Here is a 23,617-nt window from a genome sequence, read left to right as displayed (position 1 = left end):
TTAATTGGCGTCAACGAACTCATAATGTGTGAATCATGTAATTATTTGCAGGAATTGTGTAACGGATTTGGACTTGAATGTGCTGACCTTTGAATCGTGAAAATACCTTCACAAACTAATTTTATCCAAATGAAAAAAATAACACTGAGCTTAATGACCTTATTTCTGGTTCTTTTATTTTCGCCAGACGAATTGAGAGCTGATGCAGAACCCATCACGGTTCCAGCGGAGACTACCACGGAGGTGACCGTTGCGTCAGCAGAAGCCACTGCCCGAATCGATCGCTTAATGGAAATAAAAGTGATGGATGTATCAACGCTATCTGCTTCCGAAAAGAGGGTGCTTCGAAAAGAAGTTCGCGCAATCCGATCGGAAATGAAAGCCAATGGCGAAGCGACGGTTGCCAATAGCCGAAACGGTGGAATTTATCTTTCAGCCGGAGGAATTATCATTGTCATACTACTGCTTATCCTGTTGCTTTAAGCACTTAGACTGAGTTGTGATCTAAATTTTAAAATAAATCATCATGGGAAATTTACTATATATCGTTGCCGTTGTCTTAGTCATTTTATGGCTGGTCGGTTTTGTTGGCTTCAATACGGGAGGAATCATACATGTATTGCTCGTTATCGCCCTCATTGCAGTAATCCTGAGAGTGATTCAGGGACGGAGGGTCCTTTAAGATGAAGAACTTAGGGATTGTCCTTATCAAGACTCGAATATCGTTTCACTAACTTCTAAAAACCTGTTCATGCAAGTAAACGTCCTCCGAAAAAATTTGATATTCTCGCCTGACCCTTCCAGAGTAATTGCCCGGTTTCTATTTTTAAATGATGAACGATCGGCTGATATCATCCGGAAGGTGCTGGCTATGCCCGAAACAGAAGTCAATATTGCCATGAGTCAGTTACTTAGGCGGTATTCGAGACGACATCGGAATATTTCACGAATATTTGAGAAGCACTTTGCCCGTTTGGCTCCCATATTCGACACGATTGAAATCAATGAAGAAGATTTGAGCCTTGCTCAGAAAGCACTGATCGGCTCTTATTTCACGATGGAATATTCCATTGAATCGGCGGCATTTTTTAATCCATCGGTCGTCGAAGATCCGGACCAGGCGGGATTAAGGGACGACGAAAAAAGGGTTATCCTAAGTTTTAGGGCAACTGGCGAAGGCCATATTTCGTCTCTGGTATTCCGCACAGGAGTGCTTGACAAAAACAATGACCTACGTGTTGAACCAGTCGGAAAAATGTTGGCCGAGGCTGATGTCATTAAACGGAGTTTCTACGAAAAAAAGACTTTTCAGGAGAAATTAGTTGACATGAAAAAAGCAGAAAATGATCATCCTCCTGCAAACCTCAACAAGCCGAACGAAACCCCCGACCGGAAAGATGGTACTCCTCCAATCATTACCGACAGCCCGAAGCCTTTGCGAAAGCCTTCAAATGTTGTGTCAGCGGATTTCATCCTGGATAAGCTCGGCGAAAACTTTACCTATGGCGAACTGATGAAGAACGTCTCCATGGCATTAAAAGACCCGGATACTTCAGAAGTACAGATTAATGTATTAAACAAACTCATGTGGTTGGCCTCATCGCATTACGAGATCAATTTTTCCATTGATTCGGCCATTTCTGAACGGGTCATTTTCCCGGTTTCGGCCACCGAGCAAAAAGGTATTGAAGATGCCCGCTTTGTCAAATTCACCGATGACAATGGCCAAATGACTTACTATGCCACTTATACTGCTTATGATGGAGTTAATATCTTGCCTAAGTTGATCAAAACAACTGATTTTTATCACTTTAAAATATTGCCGATCAACGGTGAGCTCGCCCGTAACAAAGGAATGGCTTTGTTTCCGCGGAAGATAAATGGTAAATACGCCATGTTGTGCCGCATGGATGCTGTAAACAATTATATTGCTTTTTCTGACAAGATCAATTTCTGGAGTGAAGCAAAAATGACGCAACAACCGAAGTATCCCTGGGATTTGGTGCAGATGGGCAATGCAGGATCGCCAATTGAAACGGAAGATGGCTGGCTGGTAATTACCCATGCCGTTGGACCAATGAGGGAATATAAACTCGGAGCATCCTTGTTTGATCTGGAGAATCCGGAAATTGAAATTGGCAGATTGAAAAGCCCCCTGATGGCACCCAATGAATCGGAAAGAGAAGGCTATGTGCCGAATGTGATCTACTCCTGTGGTTCCATTATTCATAACAACGACCTGATTATTCCTTATGCCATGTCCGACCATTCCTCCGCGTACGCGACCGTTAATCTAAGGGAATTGCTCGACGCATTGAAAGCTTCAGGTAAGTCTGACCAGAATTGAACGTGACAAAGTGGAACCTTCAGTGCAAAAAAACTGAAGCCTAAAGAAACGAGCAGGGATCATCCAGTGCTGCTTGTTTCCTTTACAACAAATTCATTCCCTCCAAACTGGATGGCTCAAAGTCATCCAACCCAATCGAAAATCGAGCGCAAAACAGCCAATTTCATAAGAGCACAATATTGCTGATGATGTGTGAATAATGTAATACTTAATCGGAATTGTGTAACGCTTTCCGAGGCCAGTTAGTCCACCTTTGTAGGGTATATAGAGCGCAATTTGAATTTAATGATATGACAGAGAAAAAAGCTGACGGCAGCTGGGAAAAGAGCAAAAGCAAGCTCAAACAAAAATTTGCAGACTTAACCAACAATGACCAGATGCTTTTGGAAAGAAAAAAAGAAGCAATTCTTGCCAGGCTTCAGCTAAAACTAGGAACAACAAAAGAAGAAACCTTAAAAATCATCTCAGGACTTTTCTGATCATTTTGCGCCACTTACACCAATTACAAAGATTTAACGCCTTGACATTATATAAATATCATCTTAAAATTAAAATTATGAATTCAGGAAAAGTATTATTAAGCGTATTCGCGGGCGCAGCCGCCGGAGCATTGGCGGGAGTTTTATTTGCGCCACATAAAGGTAAAGTTACCCGCAAAAAAATAGCAAGACAAAGTGAGACTTTATCCGACGAAGTGAAAGAAAAAATCAACGAATTGTTGGACGACCTCTTTGCCAAGTTTAAACAAGCCAAAGAAAGTGTTTCGGACTATACGGAGCAAAAAATGCACAAAAAGAATGACATGAAGAAAGAGGTAACCTCGGTCTAAGATATAGCGTGCGCATATATGAGAACCCTTGGGTCTGTGCTTGGAAACATCAAAATGGGAAAGCTTCTGTTTGAATATTTTCAGGCTGCTGGCCCAATTTCCAATTTGAACCAATACGAACTAAAAATCATGGAAGACAAGACCAATTTTATTGAATCGCTGCTGGAACGAGTTACGGACTACGGACAAACAAGCATGGAGTTAGCAAAACTAAAAGCTCTGGACAAAACTTCGCAAGTGATGTCATCATTCTTTTCCAATGCTACTGTCTTGATCATTATTTCGCTCTTTGCGCTGTTCCTGAATTTTGGATTGGCAATTTGGATTGGTCAGATTTTGGGAGAAATATATTTAGGCTTTTTTGCCGTGGCCGGATTCTACGGTATTACCGCAGTTTTAATCTATTTTTTTATGCAGAAATGGATCAAAAGGACTGTTGGCAACACGTTTATTAAACAAGTGCTAAAATAATCCCTATGAAACCGATCACCACCGCCGAAGAACTGAAGCAGGCCATTCAAATCCTGGAAGCCGAGCATGCACTCAAGGGACAGCAACTTAAGGAACACTTACTGCTCTCCTATGAAAGTTTAAAGCCGGCCAACCTCATCAAGGGCGCTTTATCCGAGGTTGCCTCAACGCCGGATTTGATTGACAATATTTGGGGAACAACCTTTGGTCTGGCATCCGGATACCTTTCAAAAATGATCGTTGTGGCCGGATCGGGAAGCAGGTTTAGGAAGCTGTTGGGCGTGATCCTTCAGCTTGGTGTAACCAATGTGGTCGCACAACACTCGGGTACGATTAAATCAATCGGACAGTTTATTTACCAACGCTTTCTAGGCAAAAAAGAAGCAAATTCTGAAAAGCCGTGACCGACAATGATAAAATACTGAAGCTTCCGTTTTATGCCAAAGCATCGTTGCTCTTAATCGGGCTGTATGTTTTCATCACCATGCTATCTATCGGACGAAGTATTATTGTCCCCTTGGTTTTTGCGGTTATCATTGCCATTGTCCTTCATCCGGTTGTCAACTTTTTTGTACGGATGAGAATAAAAAGGGTCATCGCCATCATCATTACCATCTTTCTTACGTTTCTGATCGTCGCTTCCCTTGCAGCGCTGATCATGTCGCGGATGAACCAGTTTGGGGAATCATGGCCCATCATGGTCGATCGGTTCACGGCTATGCTCAACGAAACCATCTCCAGATTATCAGTGTATACCGATATCAGTCCGGGAGTAATCAATGAATACATTGAAAAGGGCAAGGATGAAATGCTCAACATCGGGAAGGCCGCCATTGGTGAAACACTCATCACCATCGGAAGCATTGTCATGGCATTGCTCTTGGTTCCTGTTTATGTGTTTATTATTTTGTTCTACCACTCGCTGTTGGTTGAATTTCTTCACCAGGTATTTGGTAAAAGCGATCAACGCCAGGTGAGTGCAATTATTTCAAAAACCAAATCGGTTGTCCAACTTTACCTTGTTGGCCTGATTATCGAAGCGGCCATTGTTGCAGTCATGAATTCGGTCGCTTTGCTGGCACTCGGAATTGAATATGCCATCCTGCTGGGAATTATCGGAGCATTGCTCAATGTCATTCCATACATTGGAGGAATTGTGGCTGTAGCTTTACCCATGATCGTTGCGCTGGCCACCAAAGATTCGGGCATGTATGCCTTGTATGTTTTAGTCCTGTATTACGTCATCCAACTGATCGACAACAACTACATCGTACCCGTCATCGTTTCGTCGAAAGTGAAAATCAATGCGCTGTTTTCAATCATCGTGGTTTTTGCAGGAAACGCTTTGTGGGGAATCCCGGGCATGTTTCTCTCCATCCCGCTGCTTGCCATTGTCAAACTGATTTTCGACCATATTGAATCATTAAAACCCTGGGGATTTTTATTGGGAGACACCATGCCTTCCTTCTTAAAATTGAAACCAATTTTCAAGAAGAAATAGCGCAAAAGGTTGATGTAAGAAGCAGGCGAAAGCAAATTCCCGTATCTCCTGCACGCCCGGTGCATTTATCAGAATTAGGAACAAATAATTAACAATTGAATCGTATGAAGAAGAATATCAATAACCAGCAGCATGAAGCCCACTCCATGACTCAACCGGAGCAGACTGAAGTATTATTTATGACTTCATATCCACCAAGGGAATGCGGTATAGCAACCTATTCGCAAGATTTGATCCAGTCGTTGAATACTAAATTCAGTGACTCCCTATCGATTAAAGTTTGTGCCATGGAGGCCGATGATGTGAATTATGAATACCCGGATGAAGTTGAATTCGTATTGAAAACATCGATAGTTGCCGACTATGAAAGAATGGCACTCAAAATAAATCAGGATAAAGACATCAAAATTGTTTTGATTCAACACGAGTTTGGGTTCTTTCATGGCCGAGAGGAATCATTTCTGAAACTCCTGAAAGCCATTTCAAAACCCGTTATGATTGTTTTTCACACGGTTCTACCTCATCCTGATGAGCAATTTAAATTAAATGTACAGCATATCGCAGCGGCATGCGAATCGATCATCGTGATGACCAATACTTCCGCCGAAATCTTAACGAATGCCTATGGCGTGCCGCAGCAAAAAATAGCGGTGATCGCCCATGGCACCCATTTGGTTCCTCGATTAAATAAGGCTTCGTTAAAACTGAAGTACGGCTTGAAAGGCCGAAAAGTACTGACAACATTTGGCTTGCTAAGTTCAGGAAAAAGCCTGGAAACCACCATTGACGCGTTGCCGGCAATCCTGAAAAAATGCCCGCAGGCCATCTTTCTGGCCATCGGAAAAACACACCCGGAGGTGGTGAAAACGGAAGGTGAAAAATACAGGGAGATGCTCGAAGAAAAAGTCAAAAAACTGAATCTTCAGGATCATGTTCGTTTTGTGAACCAATACCTGGATTTGCCGGAATTACTCGAATATTTGCAGCTAACGGATGTCTACCTGTTTACGTCCAACGATCCGAACCAGGCCGTGAGCGGAACCTTTGTTTATGCCATGAGCTGTGGCTGCCCGATCATTTCGACACCGATACCGCATGCCAAGGAAGTGCTGACCAAAGACACCGGTATGATCTTTAATTTTGGTAATTCGAAACAACTGTCCAACGCGGTAATCAAGCTCCTCAATAATGATAAGCTACGGAGAAACATCAGCTTAAACACCTTGCAGAAAATTGTTTCAACAGCCTGGGAGAATTCCGCCGTTGAACATCGGTTGTTGTTCGACAAAATTGCTGGCAACCATACCACCGTACGCTACAACTTGCCGGCCATCAACCTGAACCATCTGAAGCAGATGACCACCCGCATGGGGATCATTCAGTTTTCAAAAGTCAATCAACCCGATATTGGCTCCGGATACACGCTTGATGACAATGCCAGGGCTTTGGTGGCTGCTTGTATGTACCTGGAAACGACAGGTGACAGGAAGATTATTTCGGCGATCAAAAAATACCTCAGCTTTATCGCGTATTGTCAGCAAGCTGAAGGAAATTTTTTAAACTATGTTGATAAAAAGCTCCGTTTTACCGACCAGAACGAAGAGGTGAATTTAGATGATTCGAATGGCAGGGCCATTTGGGCGCTGGGCTATTTGACTTCACTAACCGACCTGCTACCCGATAAACTGATTGCTGATGCCGGGGCCATGATTGAACAATCGCTGCCACGCATGCGCATGGTGCGTTCAACACGTGCCATGGCGTTTACAATTAAAGGCTTGTATTATTATGAAAATGCGGTCAATTACTCGGATAATCTCGACCTGATCGACGTTTTTGCCCGTCGCATGGTCCAGATGTACAAACATGAATCGAGTAAAAAATGGGAATGGTTTGAAAGCTATCTCACTTATGGAAACAGTACCTTGCCCGAAGCCATGTTGTATGCCTGGTTGCTAACGAAGGATGTTGTTTATAAAAACATCGCCTTGTCGTCTTTCAATTTTTTGCTGAATCAAACCTTCAACGAAAATGGGATCGAAGTGATTTCGAATAAACAGTGGCTGCAAAAAGGACAGAAAGCCGCGCAGTTTGGCGAACAGCCCATTGATGTAGCCTACACCATCATGACTCTAAGTGAATTTTACAAGGTCACAAGCGATGAGAATTATCGTGTGAAAATGGATACTGCCTTCAATTGGTTTTTAGGCGAAAACCGGCTGCATCAAATCATTTACAATCCATGTACCGGAGGATGTTACGATGGCTTGGAAGAATGGCATGTGAACCTCAATCAAGGCGCTGAATCCACGGTAAGCTACCTGATGGCCAGGCTAAGCATGACAAGAAATGAAAATTCGAAAGCCTCCTTCTGCAGGAAGCTGCCAACCCACAGGCAAACGGTTGCAGAACCAACAAAGATCTGATTATTCACCCGGCCGTAAACAGCATCCCAACAAGGCCGCTGTGGAGCATGAGTATTCATAATCCTGATCCTCTGTGGAATCTGTGGTTATAAATCAAGAAGAAATAATTCAAGATTCCAACCACCCGGTTTACCGGGAGGGAGGTGGTTGGGCACTTCTTTCCTCATTCCCTGCGTTAGTTTCGAGGCAAACCGCCAGCGGCTTGAGCATCAGGTTTTTTTTCTGTCCTCATCAACTTGGTGTCTTGGGTCTTTGTGTTCAAAAAAGCCGCAAGCTGTCCAACCACAGGCGTAAAATGTAAAACCAACTGTCAGCGTAGATTAAGTACATTCCGACATTTTATTGTATATTTATCTCACTTATCAATATCAATAACGGTCACTCAAGTGCAGGATAAATCAACAAAAACAAGTAAGAAGAAAGCCACGGATTTGGAAACCAACCCATTTCCAATCGTCGGTATTGGGGCATCGGCCGGAGGACTGGAGGCTTTTGAAAAATTTTTAGCTCAGGTTCCCGAGAACAGCGGAATGGCCTATATCTTTATCCAGCATTTGGATCCTACTCAAAAAGGCATGTTGCCCGAGTTGCTGCAGCGGGTTTCCAAAATACCGGTTCATCAGGTAAAAGATCAAACGCCTGTGAAGCAAAACTGCGCCTATGTTATCCCTCCAAATAAAAGCATGTCGATATTAAAAGGAGTGCTTTACCTGTTTGACCCCATGGAAGCACGAGGACTTCGGCTGCCCATCGATTTCTTTTTTCGTTCGCTTGCGCTCGACCAAAAGGACCAAAGTGTCGGCATCATTCTGTCGGGAATGGGATCCGATGGTAGTATCGGGCTCCATGCCATCAAGGAGAACAACGGAATTGTTATGGCTCAAAATCCTGCTACGGCCAAATTCGACAGCATGCCCCGTAATGCAATCGACTCGGTAATGATCGACATTGTTGCCCCAGCCGGAGAGCTACCAGCGAAGCTCAGAGATCTGATTAAGAACATCCCTACCCTGAGTCCTGACCCGGAAACGGAGAGTAAAGACAAAAGTGCGCTCGATAAAGTGATCATCCTGCTGCGCAGCCAAACCGGAAACGATTTTTCGCTTTACAAGAAAAATACCCTTTACCGCCGCATTGAAAGGCGCATGGGGATTCATAAAATAGATCGGATCAATTCGTATGTTCACTTTTTGCAAGAAAACCCGGCCGAAATCAAGATTCTTTTCAAGGAACTGCTGATTGGCGTGACCAACTTTTTCCGCGACCCGCATGTTTGGAAAAAATTGAAGGAATCCATCTTGCCGGAGATTATTGCCAACACCAAAGACGGATCAATTTTAAGGGCCTGGGTTCCCGGATGCTCTACCGGCGAAGAAGCCTATTCGCTGGCCATCGTGTTCAGGGAAGTGTTGGAAAAAACCAAGAAGCACAGTGGTATCAGCTTGCAAATATTTGCAACCGATTTGGACGAAAGCTCCGTTGATATTGCCCGAAAAGGCCTGTTTCCCGCCAATATTGCAACCGATGTTTCTCAATCGCGCCTGAGCCGGTTTTTTGTTAAAACCGAAGATAGCTACCGGGTCAATACCGAAATTCGGGAAATGATTGTGTTTGCGCAGCATAACATTATCATGCACCCGCCGTTTACCAAGATCGACTTTCTGACTTGCCGCAACCTGCTGATCTACCTCGACAATGAATTGCAGAAAAAGCTACTTGGCCTATTTTATTACAGCCTGAATCCAGATGGACTGATGCTACTGGGCAGCTCCGAATCGCTTGGTACTCAAAGTCCGCTTTTTACGACCGTTGATTCAAAACTGAAAATATACCAACGTTCCAACACCACTTTGACACCCGAACTCGTTGATTTTCCTTCCTCATTTTCAAGAGCGAACATGAGTAAACCTGAAACCCAAATGCCTGCTAAACTACCTTCAAATATCCAAACACCTGCTGAACAGCTGCTGTTGCAACAGTTTTCGCCTCCAGCAGTGTTAGTCAACGAAAATGGCGACATCGTCTACATCAGCGGACACACCGGGAAATACCTCGAACCCGCAGTGGGAAAAGCCAACCTGAACATCTTCGCCATGCTGCGCGAAGGTTTACGCAACGAATTTCCACTGGCTTTCCGTAAGGTGCTCGGCTCCAAAGGAAAAGAAATCCTGCACCACATCAAGGTTGAGACTAATGGCAGCTCACAAACCCTGGATGTGACCATTCAATGGATTGAAAAACCTGATTCGCTAAAGGGAATGGTGATGGTCGTATTTACTGATGTACACGAAATTTACAGCAGCAGACCACGAGCTGGCCGAAAGGCGATCGACCAGAGCAGACAATCGGACCTGGAAAAAGAGCTGCAGCACGCGCGCGAGTCGATGCAAGGCACGCTCGAAGAAATGCAGACGTCGCAGGAAGAACTGAAATCAACGAACGAAGAATTGCAATCGACAAACGAAGAGCTGCAATCAACCAACGAGGAACTGACCACCTCGAAAGAGGAAATGCAAAGCCTGAACGAAGAACTGCAAACGGTAAACGCCGAGTTGCAGTCGAAAGTTGACGATTATTCGCGGGTGAACAACGACATGAAAAACCTGCTCAACAGCACCGATATTGCCACCATGTTTCTCGATAAAGAACTGAACATACGCCGCTACACCAACCAGACCACCAAAATCTTCAAACTCATCAAAAGCGATATTGGCCGGCCATTTACCGACCAGACTTCGGATCTCAACTATCCTGATCTGGCTGATGACGCGCGTGAAGTTTTGCGTACACTCGTTTTCATACAAAAACAAATTTCGACTAAGGACGGGCGGTGGTTTTCCATTCGCATTATGCCTTACCGCACCTACGACGACCGGATTGACGGCCTGGTCATCACCTTTATCAATATCTCCGACCTCAATCAGATGGAAGTTCGATTACTTGAAGCGGAGAAGTTGAACCGTTTGCTGCTGGATTCCGTATCAGATGTCGTTATTAAACTTTCAACCGAGTTTGAAATTATGGAGTTCAACCCGAAAGCGGAACTGTTTTTTGGAAAGACAAGAACGGAGGTGGCCGATAAGGATTTCATCCGACTCTTCATCCCGCTGCCGGAACAGAAAAAAATAAAAAAAGAGCTTAACAGCTTGCTCAGCAAATTGAAGGATGGCAAATTAAAAATGCAGGTTATAGCTGCAGGAGAAAATAAACCTACGATTGAATGGTCCGTAAACACCTTACTCAATCAACACAATGAACCCACAGGAATGATTATAACAACTAAAGAATAGTGTCATGCAGAACGAAGAGCCGGATTTAACCGATCCCCGAAAACTACGCCAACAAGCCGAAGAAAAATTGAAGGTGAAACAAGAAAAGGCCGGGTTTGAAGACCTTGATGCCTCCAGGCTTGTGCACGAGTTGCAAGTGCACCAGATTGAATTGGAAATGCAGAATGAAGAATTACGCCGGGCATACGACACCGCTGAAACCGCCCTGAAGAAATACACCATGTTGTACGATCTGGCTCCCATGGGCTATTTCACGCTCGACAAGAGTGGCAGTATTTGTGAACTGAATTTTACAGGCGCCGATCTGTTGGGAGAGAAACGCTTCAAGCTAATAAACAGCAACTTCAAGCTATTTATCTCCGAAGATTCGCGGGCCATATTCAACGATTTTTTCATGAAGGTTTACAGCAGCCATGCCAAAGAATCGTGCAAAGTGACACTCGGGTACGATAAACAACCCCTATGCCGCGTTTACATGGAAGGTATTCTTACCGACGATGACCAGAAATGCCTGCTGTCAGCAATCGATATATCAGCTTTCAAAACGTGATTATTTAAGAAGCGATGGCCTTTCACTTTTATTTAATGTCTGAAAATAAATACATTTAGACAACGATCTTTTTTCGGATTGTTTAAAATTAGTCAACCTAACGTGCAAGCAGAATGAAACTTCACATCAGAAATATGGTCAGTAATCGCTGTAAGATGATTGTGAAGTCAGAGCTTAAAAAGCTTCGACTCCATTATATTCTTGTAGAACTGGGTGAAGTTGAAATTATGGAAACCCTCACACCTGAAGAACTGGCACAGCTAAACGATGGCCTGAAAGAATCGGGGCTTTCAATCATCGGCGACAAGAAGGGAATCCTGATTGAGCGCATAAAAAATATCATCATTGAGTTGGTGCATTATTCCGATGAACAAATCAAGGTGAATCTGTCGGACTACCTAAGCGAAAAACTCAATTACGATTACACCTACCTGTCCAACCTTTTCAAAGAAAACCAAGGGATCACGATCGAACATTTTCTACTCACCCACAAAGTGGAGCGCGTGAAAGAATTGTTGGTTTACGACGAATTGAATGTCACCGAAATCGCCTACATCATGCACTACAGCAGTGTAGCCCACCTGTCAAATCAATTTAAAAAATTGACCGGACTAACCCCATCGCACTACAAGCAACTCAAAATTAAACGCAATCCCCTCGAAAATATGTGAATGTTGTAACTCTTTTCAAAAGTTGTGTAAGAGTTCATCCAATCAATGACGCTACCTTCGGGTAAGTATGTTGATATGCTATCACCTAATATTTCGAATCATGAAAAACATTCTGTTTGCATTACTAATCGCCTCCCTTTTAGGAGGATGCGCCATGAACCTGGTAACAGGACGCAACCAGTTAAGCCTGGTTCCGGAATCGGAACTACAACTGATGGCCACAAACCAGTACACGACTTTTTTGGCAGAGAATAACACCTTAAATCCTAAAAACAGCAGTGCCGCAATGGTTGACCGTGTTGGTGCGCGTATTGCCAACGCTGTTACGCAGTATTATAACGGCAGGGGACAAGAATCAGTACTGGAAGGATACCAATGGGAATTCAACACCGTGGCCAGTGACGACGTGAATGCCTGGTGTATGCCGGGAGGAAAAGTGGTTGTTTACACTGGTCTGCTGCCGGTTACCCAAAACGAAACAGCGCTTGCCATCGTTATGGGGCACGAAATTGCCCACGCTATTGCCAAGCATGGCAGCGAACGGATGAGCCGGGCAATGGTTCAGCAATTAGGAGGAGCCGCTTTGGAAGTCGCTTTATCGCAAAAACCCCAGGAGACGAAAGACATGTTTATGATGTCGTACGGTATCGGTAGCCAGCTTGGAGCCATGTTGCCCTGGTCACGTCAGCAGGAAACCGAAGCCGATCAATATGGATTGATATTTGCCGCCATGGCCGGGTACGATCCCCGCGAAGCGATTCCCTTTTGGCAACGCATGTCGGCAGCAGGCGGGGCAAAGCAACCTGAATTTTTAAGTACGCACCCGTCGGACAATACACGAATGAGAAAGCTAAATCAGTTTATGCCCGAAGCTTTGAACTATTATTCCGCAAGCAAATAAGTTGAGAACAATACTGCCGATGGTCGAAACAATGATGGCCTTTTACAGCAGACGAAACACAATTATTAAAAAAATATATTTTATTAATAAAAAAGTGTATCTTCGCGAGAACTTTTATTTTTATTACAAGTATTATGAACAAAGGAACAGTTAAATTTTTCAACGAATCCAAAGGTTTTGGATTCATCGCAGACGGTGCGTCAACGGAAGAGTATTTCGTTCATGTATCAGGTTTGAACGACGAAGTAAGAGAAAATGACGAAGTCACTTTCGATCTTCAAGATGGACGCAAAGGATTAAATGCCGTAAATGTTAAACTTGCATAGTTTATAATTATATAAGACATTTTTCACCGAAAAGCCGACTCAATTCAATTTGAGCCGGCTTTTTTTCTATCCCCTTTATTGAAATAGAACGGGTCCCGGTTTCCCAATTTCAAAATCCTGAAAACCAAAATCATCCGTTGAAAATGAGTTCACCCTCAAAACATTTCGCCCGACCCCGGGAATTTTCGGATAAAAGGACAGGGAGATTTGAAACGAATTCATGACCAGGTTCTCATTCTTGATTAAAACACCTACGCCCAACCGCGAATAAACTTGGCTGTTTTTAAACCCCATCCGTTCGTTGCCAAGCATTCCCATCGAATAGTTGATAAAGGGACCAAATGTGAACCCAATAAAATCCCATGGAGCAAACGACTGGGTCTGAATCGTCAACAAAAGCCGGCTGGCACCGGTCAGCTCAGGACTGCGGAATCCGCTTAGTCCAAATTCCTCATCAAGTGTCAAACGATCCAGCGACATGGGATTTATTCCAACAGTCAAGTGGGGTTTGACAAAATGCCTGAATTTCCATTGCCCAATTTCAATCAGTCCGGTAAAATAGTTGACATCCATCTTAATCACTCCCTGGCTGGCATGCGATGCACGAATGAACGTGCCCAATTCGATATTGGAACTCAAAAAGCCCCAGCGAAAATAGTCGCCTATGGAAACGCGTCCGCCCAAATAAAATCGGCCCACCGCGTTTTTCTCCTGGTAACCTCCGGTCAGACTGTACACCTTTCCAACCGGAACATCTTCCGTGATTCCATGCTTAAAGATGTATTTGTCCTGAACATACCGTCGCTCAGAAATGCCAACACTTCCCAAATAGAAATTTTCGTTTGAATAAAATTGCTTCGGATCAAGCGTTTCTCCAGGCTTTTCAAGATATCGAACGCGCAAAAAGCGGATGGTCGAAATGAAATTGGTACTCCGGCGATACGCTGGATTGCGTCTGTTCAACGGAATGGCCCCTCCTACCCAATAGTCCTGCGCGTTAAACTTAAACCGGCTTTGCCTGTAAATGCCATGGTCTGTGTAGATTGAATCGTCGTTGAATTGTTGCATGAAGTGAAGCCCGGCGGCCCATCTGGCAAAAGGCGAAAAAAACAGGCGTTCAATCGTCACGCTCTTGCTGTAATAACGGTCGCCTTCAATGGCGTAGTCTAAGCTTGCGCCAATGTAGGTGTTTCTAATGTTCGGAATGGCGTAACTGGTGTGGTACGAATAATCGTCTTTGGTATGATTTCGGGCAATCTCATTTCGAAATTCGTGCCCCAAGCCTAAAAAATTTTCATCCATAACGCCAATGGTCGTGCGCGAACTTGATGTTGACAAGCTGGGGACAATACTCCAGATATCCAAGGCACGAATATTAACATCGACCGAATCGGAGCCCGGTGATGCCGATTCAACAAAAAAGGAAACATCACGGATGTACGGTCTGCTGCGCACCAATCGTTCGGCTTCGATGACCAACAGCGAATCAAAAAGCTGGTTTTGATCGATCAGCAACAAGTTTTTAATCGTGATTTCATGCGATTTGATATGCAGTTTGTTTCCGGTTTTCGATAGCCAATTGAGCGAAGCATCGATGGTGTCGCCAATGGAAGTGCCAAATGGATCGAGGGTTTGGATGGTGATGTTCCGGATGATTTTACCTTCAAAGGCACTGTATGGTTTTTGAAACAGCCTTGAGTAAACGCGCTTTCCGTCTTTGCCCTTTACAGGATCGGGAACAACAGGCTTAAAAAATAGCCGGTACATAAAGCGGGTGAATTTGCCGCCTTCCGAATAGGCGTCAATATTTTCATAAAGACGGGTTGAATCTTGCTTTTCGGGCGTTTGGCGGGCAAAAGCGGAGCTGCCGATTGAAACCGAAATAATGAAGAGTATGACGATCGTTCTGAACCACATTGGTGTGCTGTCATTTTCTATATTTATGGTTATTCTGGTTTCAACTCCTCCATCCGCTCCTGCTCTTCCTGTTTTGCCTTCCGTTTAAAATATCCCCTGAAAAGGATATTGTGCTTGAGTGCTTCCATGTTTTCATCCAAGCCTTTGGAGCTGTTTTTTAGGTTTAGAATGGTTTCGTCGATATTATTGGAAGTGACCGTATCATTGATCAACCGGCCCAAAGTTCCCTGCCCGGTGTTCACTTTCACCATAATATCTTCGAGTTGTTGGGTCGAGACTTCGGCGTTCTCCGCTGTTTCCTGGAAACTCTCCATAATGCCAGATACGTCGCCTCTGGTTACCGTAATCATTTCCTCCATTTCCTTGGAGCTGTTCTGAAAGTTTACGATCATGTCGTTAATATTATTCGCAATAATGGTATCGTGTATCAGCCGGCCGAGCGTACCTCGGCCGCTGTTTATTTTAATCGCAATCTCGGCAAGCTGTTTGGTGACAACCTCCACGTGCCCCGATGTAACCTGCAAACTGGAAATGATGGCATCCGTTTCAACCGGCTCAACCGATGCAAGCTCCTGGTCGTTTTCCACCAAGGGAGAATGTGTGCTTCCCTGGGTGATGATCAGTAAGCGGTCGCCAATCAAACCTTCGGAACCGATGGCCACGATACAGTCCGACTTAATAAACTGTTTAATCTCCTGCCTCACCAATAGATCAACCTGTACGGTTGAATCGTTAATAATGCTGATGTTATCAACCGTCCCAACATTAATCCCCGAGAAACGGATGTTGTTTCCAACCTGCAGGCCACTGACATTATAGAAAGTCGTGGTCAGTTTAAACACCGGGTTGAACAGGTTTTTTTGTTTGCCGATGATAAATATGGCAAGTACAAATAGTGCCAGTCCGCCAGCAACAAAAAGCCCTAGACGGACTTTGAAATTTGATGAGTGATTATCCATAATGCTGTTATTTTAGAATTACTTGAAAAATGATTTGATCAGCGGGTCAGTCGATTTCTCAAAATCTTCGATCGTCCCTTCCGTATAGACTTCTCCGTCTTTCAGCATAATGATCCGATCGGCCGTAGCACGCGCACATTCAATATCGTGGGTAATAATGATGGACGAGGTTTTGTATTTTTGCTGAACGTCGTTAATCAACTCGCTTATTTCATCAGATGTTACCGGATCAAGTCCTGTGGTGGGTTCATCGTAAAGCATAATCTGGGGGTCAACAACCACCGTGCGTGCCAGGCTGATCCTTTTTCGCATGCCGCCTGAAAGCTGCGATGGCATTTTATTCAAGGCATCGGCCAAACCCACATTCTCCAGCGCCTCAATTACTTTTTCGGAGATTTCCTTTTCTGTGAGGCCTTTTTTTATTCTCCGCAAGGGGAACTCCAGGTTTTGTCTCACGGTCATCGAATCATACAAAGCGCCACTCTGAAAAAGAAAGCCAATCTTCTTTCTTAACTCACTCAATGTTGCGTTACCCAGTTGGCCCACTTCTTCGCCAAACACATGGATTTTTCCTCCGTCGGGATTCAATAAGCGGACAATGCATTTGATCAAGACCGATTTCCCGGAGCCTGATTTGCCCAGGATGACCAGGTTTTCGCCCTTGTAAAGATTGATCGAAACGTTAACCAATACCGGCTCCATGTCGAATGACTTTTTCAGGTTCATGATCTCAATAACCGGCTCATTGCTTCTGTTGATTATTGGCCAGGGATCTGCAATTCTTTCTGTTTGAATGGTATTCATGACATTAACATATCGGTAATTTGTACTGCAATCATATCGGTAACGATAACCAGAAGCGAAGCCAGTACGACAGCTGAATTGGCGGCTTTGCCCACACTTTCAGTTCCACGTCCTGCATTGTATCCTTTGTAGGTCCCGACTAATCCGATCACCGCACCAAAGAAAAATGTTTTGACCACGGCAGGTAAAAAATCGATAAAGGCTATGGAGCTAAACGCCTGGGAAAAAAACAGGGAAAACGTCACATCACCTTTAATATTCGCACCGGCCCAGCTTCCGAGGATGCCCATCAAATCGGCATACAAAACCAGCAAAGGGATCATTAAGGTGGCTGCCAGAACCCGCGTAACGACTAAAAACCGCATCGGGTTGGTCGACGAAACTTCCATGGCTTCAATCTGCTCGGTCACTTTCATCGATCCAAGCTCCGCCCCCATTCCCGAGCCCACCTTACCGGCACAAATCAGTGCGGTAATCACCGGGCCCATTTCCCGGATGAGCGAAACGGCAACCATTCCCGGAAGCATGGACACTGCCCCAAAATCGACCAATACCGGTCGCGACTGAATGGTCAGCACCAGACCCATAATGGCGCCGGTAATCGAAATAAGAGCCAAGGACTTGGACCCGATCTGAAAACATTGCTGAAAAAATTCTTTCCATTCAAAATGACCGGAAAACATTTCCCGAACCAGACGGCCTATAAATAGGGACACGTCAGCAACGTCCATTAAAAAGCGGCTGAATAATCCTGTTTGCTCCAGCGTTTTTTCGCTGAGCCTGGTCATGGAATGTTTCGTCACATCGCGAACCTTCGGAAGGACTCTCGGAATGACTTGAATAATAGGAGTAAACTTTCCCATATCAATTTTAAGTTTGCCTATAAGTTGGCATAAACTTACGCCTATCGCCCCAATATTGTGTTACATAATTTTAAAAAAGAATTACATGATTCACACATCTATGAAGACGAAAAACCTGACTGTTAAGTCATTTGCATCAACCATTATCGGTGACAAGGGGAACCAAATAGCCATTCTTTCTGCTGAAAGGAAAGTCCGATCCCGGATCAATTCAAATTGTTATTGGAGAAAGTTTGAGTAACAAATAAAATCACTTTTTGAATAAAAAACCTTATTTTTATTCCTTAAACCTTAGTAGTTAGCGATTAACGTAAAGACCACAACCTTATTTACCTTATTTGATGAAGATTGAATACCACAATTTATTCACCCATTTTATTTTTACAACCTTTGGGCGAAACCGGATCATTCCTGAGAAGAACCGTGTGAGAGTTGAGAAATACATAACAGGAATTGTGAGTAAAAATGAGTCGAAACTTTATGCTATTTTCGCCAATCCAGAACATGTTCATTTTTTGGTTTCACGCTCCCCCGCAATTTCTGAGTTGGATATGGCAACGATTATTGCAGATAGCTCAGAAAATTTCATCAATGAAAACAAATTGAGTATAGGACCTTTCAGATGGCAGCAATCGGCCTCCGCATTCTCCGTTTCAAAGTCGGATGTCGACAAGGTTTGCAAATATATTTTAAACCAGCCCAAGCACCATAAAAAACAGAGCTTCTCTGAAGAATATGAACGGTTTCTGAAGCACTATCAGGATACCATAAAAAATAAGGTAGGAGGGGAATAATTCTAAAAGAGCTACTAAGGTTAGAACAGAAAATAAGGTTTTAGGAATAGCATAACGCTAATTCTCGCCAAAATTTCGAATTGATTCCATGATATCCACAGAAATAAAGACCAGTCTGTTGAGCTCCCTTTCAAGGATTGTGGTGTTCAACCTTGTCCATCGTTTCCGTAGGTTTCATCTGCGGCTATTGTTGTTAACTGCGGATTTCGTTCATCAATTAAACTAATTTCGGAACTCAGCAACAACACAAGCAACCGACCTCCGATCCACCAACAGCATAAACTCAAAAAGAAAGACCGTCCCCTTTTGGGGAACGGCCTTCCTAACACTAACCTTCACTTAAAAACCCAAACCTAAAATCGGTATCCTAATGACAGACCAAAGCCTGTATTTTTTGCTGTTGATTGATCATCTGAAGAATCGTCGGGAATAATATTCAGCATCCCGAACTGGGTGTCTAACTGCAGAAACAAGCCACTGGCCATTTCAAATCCGGCAAAAATGTTTGCTCCGGCGTCAAAATCTTTATAATCGACACCTCGCTCAAGCGTTAAGGAATTACCTTCAAAAACTTGTTTGCCGCTGATCCCATAAGCCACGTATGGCCCAAAACCAAGCATAAAGAATCCGCTACCCAGGGGAGCTTTGTAAACCAGGTTCAAGGGCACTTCAAGATAGTTGATCTTGATTTCGTCGGTGAATTCGCTGCCCAAAGCCGTGTACGTGTTTTTGGCACCTTTTAGCGAATACATCAATCCGGGCTGAAAATAAAACTCCGGAGCAATTGGGATTTGAATATTAACCCCAAGGTGGTAACCCAGAAGCATATCATTTTCGAGTTTGTCACCACTCGATAGCTCTCCGTTTAAATTCTGGAAATTTACTCCACCCAATATTCCAAAGGACACATTGGACCGTTCCTGGGCAATCGCAAACGTTGCTGAAAACGCAAGGAGTAAGACAATTAATACAAATTTATTTTTCATGTGCTTATTTTTTAAGATTTTGATTTTCAATAATGAATTCTTCCTGTTTTACTGTCAACTGACTGTGACTGTAAACTGCGACTGTAAACTGCGACTGTAAACTGCAAACTTCCTCTAACTCCCTGCTTCGGCTTCCGCTTCGGCCTTCATTTTTTCGTTGGCTGTAATCAAAAACTCAACCCGGCGGTTTTGTGAGCGGCCATCATCGGTGTTGTTGTCATACTTCGGAAACGTTTCTCCAAATCCTTTAATACTTAGTCGGTCGTAATCGATATCTTTGCTGGTTAGATAGGCAGACACCTGGCCGGCACGTTCTTCCGAAAGGCTGCGGTTGTATGCTTCACTACCTTTGCTGTCGGTATGTCCCTGAACTTCGATGTTCGTATCCGGGTAAACATCCAGCACGTTCACCAACTTATCCAGGTTTGTTCTGGCATCAGCCGAAAGATTTGAACTGTCGAATCCGAATAGCACATTGCTGCTGAATTCAACCACGATGCCTTCGCCCACGCGTTCTACTTTTGCACCGGGTACCGTTTGTTCGATTTCCTCGGCCTGTTTGTCCATTTTATTGCCAATGACAGCTCCGGTAGCACCCCCAACAGTGGCTCCGATAATTGCTCCAAGCCCTGTATTTCCAGATGCCTTACCGATAATAGCGCCCATTGCGCCACCTGCGACGACCCCAACAGCTCCACCTTTTTGTGTTTTGTTTAGCGACGCGCAACCTGAAAACAAGAAAGCTGCACTTAGCACGAGTACCATACTTATTCGTAACTTTTTCATAGTAGATGAATTTATTTTGTCATGTTTCAATTCGATATAGACAAAGATAGGCTTGTGCAAACGCCGAAAAGTTACATTAATCTGGATTTGATTTACATGATTCACACATTATAAAGAGCTAAAAGCCAGTTAATCTGTAAATCATGTAATCTTTTACCTGAATAATATAACAACGATGTGGGGCAGAAGGTCGACCTTTGTTACTTACTTATACCGAGATATCCATTTTAAATCTGAATAAATATGTGGCACGCAGCATCAAATTATGATCTCCCTGATCAGCCGGAGAAGAAAGTCAAACACCTTTCAAAAGAAGCACTAATGGCATATTGATCCTTGATGCTGAAACCGGACAGATTGTTGATGTTAATCTAATTCAATGTATTGTCCGAGACATTTCCGGGCGCAGATAAGCAGGAAATGACCTGCGACTAAAAAAACATTCAATAAACGTGAATTAAAACAATTCGTTAAAATTAAAAAGCCAACAATTATGAGCAAGAAAAGCTTATCGGAGGGGGAGAATCTGAACCAAAAAATACTCTTGGTCAGCAACGACGAGCTATCGGAAATACTCATCGCCCTTGCGGTGAAAGAACCAGTAGGCGAGGTTTTTAAAACAGGCCACGGGTTTGAAGCCATTGAAATTTGCCGCCGAAACTCTGCCTTGAGTTTGATCCTCCTGGACATCAAGCTATCCGGGAAAGATGGCCTTGAAGTTTGCCGCCAAATAAGGACGTTCAACCGAAACGTGACGATTATTGCACAAACCAATCAAACAATGGCCAGTGAGCGGAAAAAAGCGCTTGAAGCCGGATGTAATGACTATATTCTGAAACCAGCAAAAAAGGATGACTTGATCAGCTTGATCATTAACCACCTTCAAAAAACAGGGAAAGAGAAAACAACAGGACAGGATCTTGCCACAAGAGCAAGCAGTTCTGACACGTATCGTCAGAAGGCAGAAAAGCTATTGCAAAAAAAGCCGCAAAAATCAGAGGTGCAACATACCGGAGTCGATCATTTAAAGCTCATCCACGAGCTTGAAGTGCATCAGATTGAACTGGAAATGCAAAACCAGGAACTCAGTCATGCAAAGGAAACGGCAGAACAAGCTGAAAAGAAATTCACCGAGCTGTATGACTTCTCCCCATCGGGCTACCTGACGCTCACAGCCGATGGTGAAATTGCTGAACTGAATTATACGGCCGCGCTTTTATTAGGCAAAGAGCGGTCACAATTGTTAAAAAGTCAGCTTGGCTTTTTTGTTTCGCCCGAAACCAGGCCGGTTTTTAATGATTTCATTCAAAACGTATTTCAAAGCAGAACTAAAGAAACCTGTGAATTAATACTGACGATTGCCGACAGTGCGCCTAAATACGTGCGTGTTGATGGGATTATCAGTGAGGCAACGGGAAAATGTTTGGTCACCATGGTTGACATTACCTTGCGTAAACAAGCCGAATTCGATTTGGTAAAAGCCAAAGAGAAGGCGGAAGAAAGCGACCGGTTAAAAACGGCTTTTTTGGCCAACATGAGCCACGAAATCAGGACACCCATGAATGGCATTCTGGGTTTTACCGAATTGCTTAAAACAAGTAAGCTATCCGAAGAAAAACACAAGCGATACATTGGGATCGTTGAAGAAAGCGGCGTCCGCATGCTCAATATCATCAACGACATTATCAGCATTTCAAAAATAGAATCGGAACAAATTGAGCTTTCAATTTCGGAAACGAATGTCAACACGCAGCTCGAATACATTTACCGTTTTTTCAAGCTCGAAGCAAAAAAAAAAACAGCTGCATCTTTCATTCACAACCGGACTGAGCGATGATGAAGCCAATGTGAAAACCGATCGGGAGAAAGTGTATGCCGTGTTGACCAACCTGGTGAAAAATGCCATTAAGCTTACAACTAAAGGCTCCATTGCATTTGGTTACCAAAAGACGGAAAACGAACTGGAATTCTATGTTACTGATACCGGTTCCGGAATTCCTGAAAAGGACAGAAAATTCGTATTTGATCGGTTCAGACAGGGAAACGAAGCATTGAGCCGAATGCACGAAGGGGCTGGCTTGGGCCTGGCTATTTCAAAGGCCTATATTGAGATGCTTGGAGGGAAAATTTGGATCGGAAGCAACAAAAAAACGACAAAAGACAACGGAACGACAATCTGTTTTAGCGTTCCGTATCATCCGGTCAAGAACCAGGAAAAGAAAGCCGCTCCAATCCTGAATGGCTATGCGATAAAAATACCGGAAAGAAAACTCAAAATTCTGATTGTCGAAGATGTCGAATTTTCGAGTCTGCTGCTAAGCAAGATGGTCGAAAATTTCACAGGGGAGTTTCTGAAAGTTACCACTGGTAAGAAAGCGGTTGAAACCTGCCGAAAAAATTCGGATATTGACTTAATTCTTATGGACATCAGCATGCCCGAAATGGACGGTTACGAAGCAGCCAGGCAGATCCGGCAATTCAATCAAAACGTAATCATTATTGCACAAACGGCCCATGCCCTGTATGGTGACAAGGAAAAAGCGCTAGCGGCCGGATGCAACGATTATGCATCAAAGCCATTAAATCTAACGGCTTTGAGTAAGATGATTGACCGCTATTTTCGACAAAAAAAGGTTAAGCAATAGGCGCAGTTCAATTTGAAGTCAGCCTAACAAAATATCCTCCCAATTCATTTCATGATTAAGTCCATCTCAGCATTCTGGGGTGAACTTTCTATGTCAATGCGAAAAGAAAAGCATAAACCCGTAAATTACCATAAGGACATTAACTGGACAGTAAAAAAAATCGCACTCCACCGGCTTTTCAATGTGCCAGTTGACCGAACGGCTGACTGAAGAAAAATACAACGGGAGCTATGAACAAATCGGTAAAGCGATCATGAAATACTCGTCCAATTCTGGCCTGGATGTCGTTAACTTTTGTGAGCTGGTCCTATTCTCTTTCTTAACCGGAAATGCAGATATGCACCTAAAGAACTTTTCACTGATCCATCAGACGGGAGCAGGCACTGTACTTGCTCCTGCTTATGACCTTTTGACAACTGCATTGGTCAATCCCGCAGATGACGAGGATCTGGTGGCGATTTCGGTCTGACCGTGCCACACTTTTCGGTTTAAACCGTGCCACTTTGGGAGATGCTGCAATTATACAAAAAATTTAATCTTCATTCTTCAAA

Annotated in this window: 24 protein-coding genes; 18 read left to right on the top strand and 6 right to left on the bottom strand. The window is 43.7% G+C overall.

Going from position 1 to position 23,617, the window contains the following annotated elements:
* The first annotated feature begins 129 nt into the window (after nucleotides 1-129).
* The 14 genes from ACTB00_RS17655 (at nucleotide 130) to ACTB00_RS17590 (ending at nucleotide 13,312) form a co-directional block, all read left to right on the top strand.
* Entirely contained in the window at nucleotides 130-483 is a 354-nt protein-coding gene (locus ACTB00_RS17655) for a hypothetical protein (protein WP_463301235.1), read from the top strand.
* Nucleotides 484-526: 43 nt separating this feature from the next.
* Entirely contained in the window at nucleotides 527-682 is a 156-nt protein-coding gene (locus tag ACTB00_RS17650; RefSeq protein WP_463301234.1) for a lmo0937 family membrane protein, read from the top strand.
* Nucleotides 683-751: 69 nt separating this feature from the next.
* The gene (locus ACTB00_RS17645) at nucleotides 752-2,347 is read left to right on the top strand and encodes a glycoside hydrolase family 130 protein (RefSeq protein ID WP_463301233.1); all 1,596 of its coding nucleotides are present in this window, start codon (nucleotides 752-754) and stop codon (nucleotides 2,345-2,347) included.
* 290 nt (nucleotides 2,348-2,637) lie between these two features.
* The gene (locus tag ACTB00_RS17640; protein WP_463301232.1) at nucleotides 2,638-2,826 is read left to right on the top strand and encodes a CsbD family protein; all 189 of its coding nucleotides are present in this window, start codon (nucleotides 2,638-2,640) and stop codon (nucleotides 2,824-2,826) included.
* Between the two features lie 77 nt (nucleotides 2,827-2,903).
* Nucleotides 2,904-3,176: a YtxH domain-containing protein gene (locus tag ACTB00_RS17635; RefSeq protein WP_463301231.1), complete on the top strand. Its 273-nt coding sequence runs from the start codon at nucleotides 2,904-2,906 to the stop codon at nucleotides 3,174-3,176.
* A gap of 54 nt (nucleotides 3,177-3,230) precedes the next feature.
* The gene (locus ACTB00_RS17630; protein WP_463301230.1) at nucleotides 3,231-3,647 is read left to right on the top strand and encodes a hypothetical protein; all 417 of its coding nucleotides are present in this window, start codon (nucleotides 3,231-3,233) and stop codon (nucleotides 3,645-3,647) included.
* A gap of 5 nt (nucleotides 3,648-3,652) precedes the next feature.
* Complete coding sequence (locus tag ACTB00_RS17625) at nucleotides 3,653-4,051, top strand: hypothetical protein (protein WP_463301229.1); 399 nt, start codon at nucleotides 3,653-3,655, stop codon at nucleotides 4,049-4,051.
* A complete protein-coding gene (locus ACTB00_RS17620) occupies nucleotides 4,048-5,148 on the top strand; it encodes an AI-2E family transporter (protein ID WP_463301228.1) in 1,101 nt (366 codons plus the stop codon). Before ACTB00_RS17625 ends, ACTB00_RS17620 begins: the two co-directional genes overlap by 4 nt.
* Before the next feature lie 104 nt (nucleotides 5,149-5,252).
* Nucleotides 5,253-7,574: a glycosyltransferase gene (locus ACTB00_RS17615; RefSeq protein WP_463301227.1), complete on the top strand. Its 2,322-nt coding sequence runs from the start codon at nucleotides 5,253-5,255 to the stop codon at nucleotides 7,572-7,574.
* 386 nt (nucleotides 7,575-7,960) lie between these two features.
* Nucleotides 7,961-10,864, top strand: a complete 2,904-nt coding sequence (locus ACTB00_RS17610; RefSeq protein ID WP_463301226.1) for a chemotaxis protein CheB — start codon at nucleotides 7,961-7,963, stop codon at nucleotides 10,862-10,864.
* A 4-nt stretch (nucleotides 10,865-10,868) separates the two neighbouring features.
* Nucleotides 10,869-11,414: a hypothetical protein gene (locus tag ACTB00_RS17605; protein WP_463301225.1), complete on the top strand. Its 546-nt coding sequence runs from the start codon at nucleotides 10,869-10,871 to the stop codon at nucleotides 11,412-11,414.
* A gap of 113 nt (nucleotides 11,415-11,527) precedes the next feature.
* A complete protein-coding gene (locus tag ACTB00_RS17600; RefSeq protein ID WP_463301224.1) occupies nucleotides 11,528-12,085 on the top strand; it encodes a helix-turn-helix domain-containing protein in 558 nt (185 codons plus the stop codon).
* Nucleotides 12,086-12,185: 100 nt separating this feature from the next.
* The gene (locus tag ACTB00_RS17595; protein WP_463301223.1) at nucleotides 12,186-12,986 is read left to right on the top strand and encodes a M48 family metallopeptidase; all 801 of its coding nucleotides are present in this window, start codon (nucleotides 12,186-12,188) and stop codon (nucleotides 12,984-12,986) included.
* Between the two features lie 134 nt (nucleotides 12,987-13,120).
* Nucleotides 13,121-13,312 (top strand): cold-shock protein, encoded by a 192-nt coding sequence (locus ACTB00_RS17590; RefSeq protein ID WP_463301222.1) that lies wholly within the window; start codon nucleotides 13,121-13,123, stop codon nucleotides 13,310-13,312.
* Nucleotides 13,313-13,387: 75 nt separating this feature from the next.
* Here ACTB00_RS17590 and ACTB00_RS17585 read toward each other — a convergent pair whose 3' ends face one another.
* From ACTB00_RS17585 to ACTB00_RS17570, 4 genes are read right to left on the bottom strand one after another with little or no spacing between them, the layout of a single operon-like run.
* Entirely contained in the window at nucleotides 13,388-15,229 is a 1,842-nt protein-coding gene (locus ACTB00_RS17585) for a hypothetical protein (protein ID WP_463301221.1), read from the bottom strand.
* A 29-nt stretch (nucleotides 15,230-15,258) separates the two neighbouring features.
* Nucleotides 15,259-16,188 (bottom strand): MlaD family protein, encoded by a 930-nt coding sequence (locus ACTB00_RS17580; protein ID WP_463301220.1) that lies wholly within the window; start codon nucleotides 16,186-16,188, stop codon nucleotides 15,259-15,261.
* A gap of 18 nt (nucleotides 16,189-16,206) precedes the next feature.
* A complete protein-coding gene (locus ACTB00_RS17575) occupies nucleotides 16,207-16,992 on the bottom strand; it encodes an ABC transporter ATP-binding protein (protein WP_463301219.1) in 786 nt (261 codons plus the stop codon).
* Nucleotides 16,989-17,855 carry an MlaE family ABC transporter permease gene (locus ACTB00_RS17570; protein ID WP_463301218.1) on the bottom strand — a complete coding sequence of 289 codons (867 nt, stop codon included), beginning with the start codon at nucleotides 17,853-17,855 and terminating at the stop codon, nucleotides 16,989-16,991. Before ACTB00_RS17570 ends, ACTB00_RS17575 begins: the two co-directional genes overlap by 4 nt.
* A gap of 341 nt (nucleotides 17,856-18,196) precedes the next feature.
* Here ACTB00_RS17570 and ACTB00_RS17565 point away from each other — a divergent pair, with 341 nt between their 5' ends.
* Entirely contained in the window at nucleotides 18,197-18,649 is a 453-nt protein-coding gene (locus ACTB00_RS17565; protein WP_463301217.1) for a transposase, read from the top strand.
* Nucleotides 18,650-19,002: 353 nt separating this feature from the next.
* On the opposite strand, the gene ACTB00_RS17560 is transcribed toward ACTB00_RS17565, so the two are convergent.
* A complete protein-coding gene (locus tag ACTB00_RS17560; protein ID WP_463301216.1) occupies nucleotides 19,003-19,635 on the bottom strand; it encodes a porin family protein in 633 nt (210 codons plus the stop codon).
* 114 nt (nucleotides 19,636-19,749) lie between these two features.
* Complete coding sequence (locus ACTB00_RS17555) at nucleotides 19,750-20,421, bottom strand: OmpA family protein (protein ID WP_463301215.1); 672 nt, start codon at nucleotides 20,419-20,421, stop codon at nucleotides 19,750-19,752.
* A 493-nt stretch (nucleotides 20,422-20,914) separates the two neighbouring features.
* Between ACTB00_RS17555 and ACTB00_RS17550 the strand changes: the two genes are divergently transcribed.
* The 3 genes from ACTB00_RS17550 (at nucleotide 20,915) to ACTB00_RS17540 (ending at nucleotide 23,535) form a co-directional block, all read left to right on the top strand.
* Entirely contained in the window at nucleotides 20,915-22,258 is a 1,344-nt protein-coding gene (locus tag ACTB00_RS17550; protein WP_463301214.1) for an ATP-binding response regulator, read from the top strand.
* Nucleotides 22,161-23,066, top strand: coding sequence for an ATP-binding protein (locus ACTB00_RS17545; RefSeq protein WP_463301213.1), 906 nt, complete (start codon nucleotides 22,161-22,163; stop codon nucleotides 23,064-23,066). The genes ACTB00_RS17550 and ACTB00_RS17545 overlap by 98 nt, the downstream gene beginning before the upstream one ends.
* 190 nt (nucleotides 23,067-23,256) lie before the next feature.
* Nucleotides 23,257-23,535 (top strand): HipA domain-containing protein, encoded by a 279-nt coding sequence (locus ACTB00_RS17540; RefSeq protein ID WP_463301212.1) that lies wholly within the window; start codon nucleotides 23,257-23,259, stop codon nucleotides 23,533-23,535.
* Nucleotides 23,536-23,617 lie beyond the last annotated feature (82 nt).

This window comes from Sunxiuqinia sp. (assembly GCF_055140945.1).
The sequence above is the reverse complement of the archived record's forward strand: the minus strand, read 5'-3'. Positions and strand labels throughout refer to the sequence as shown.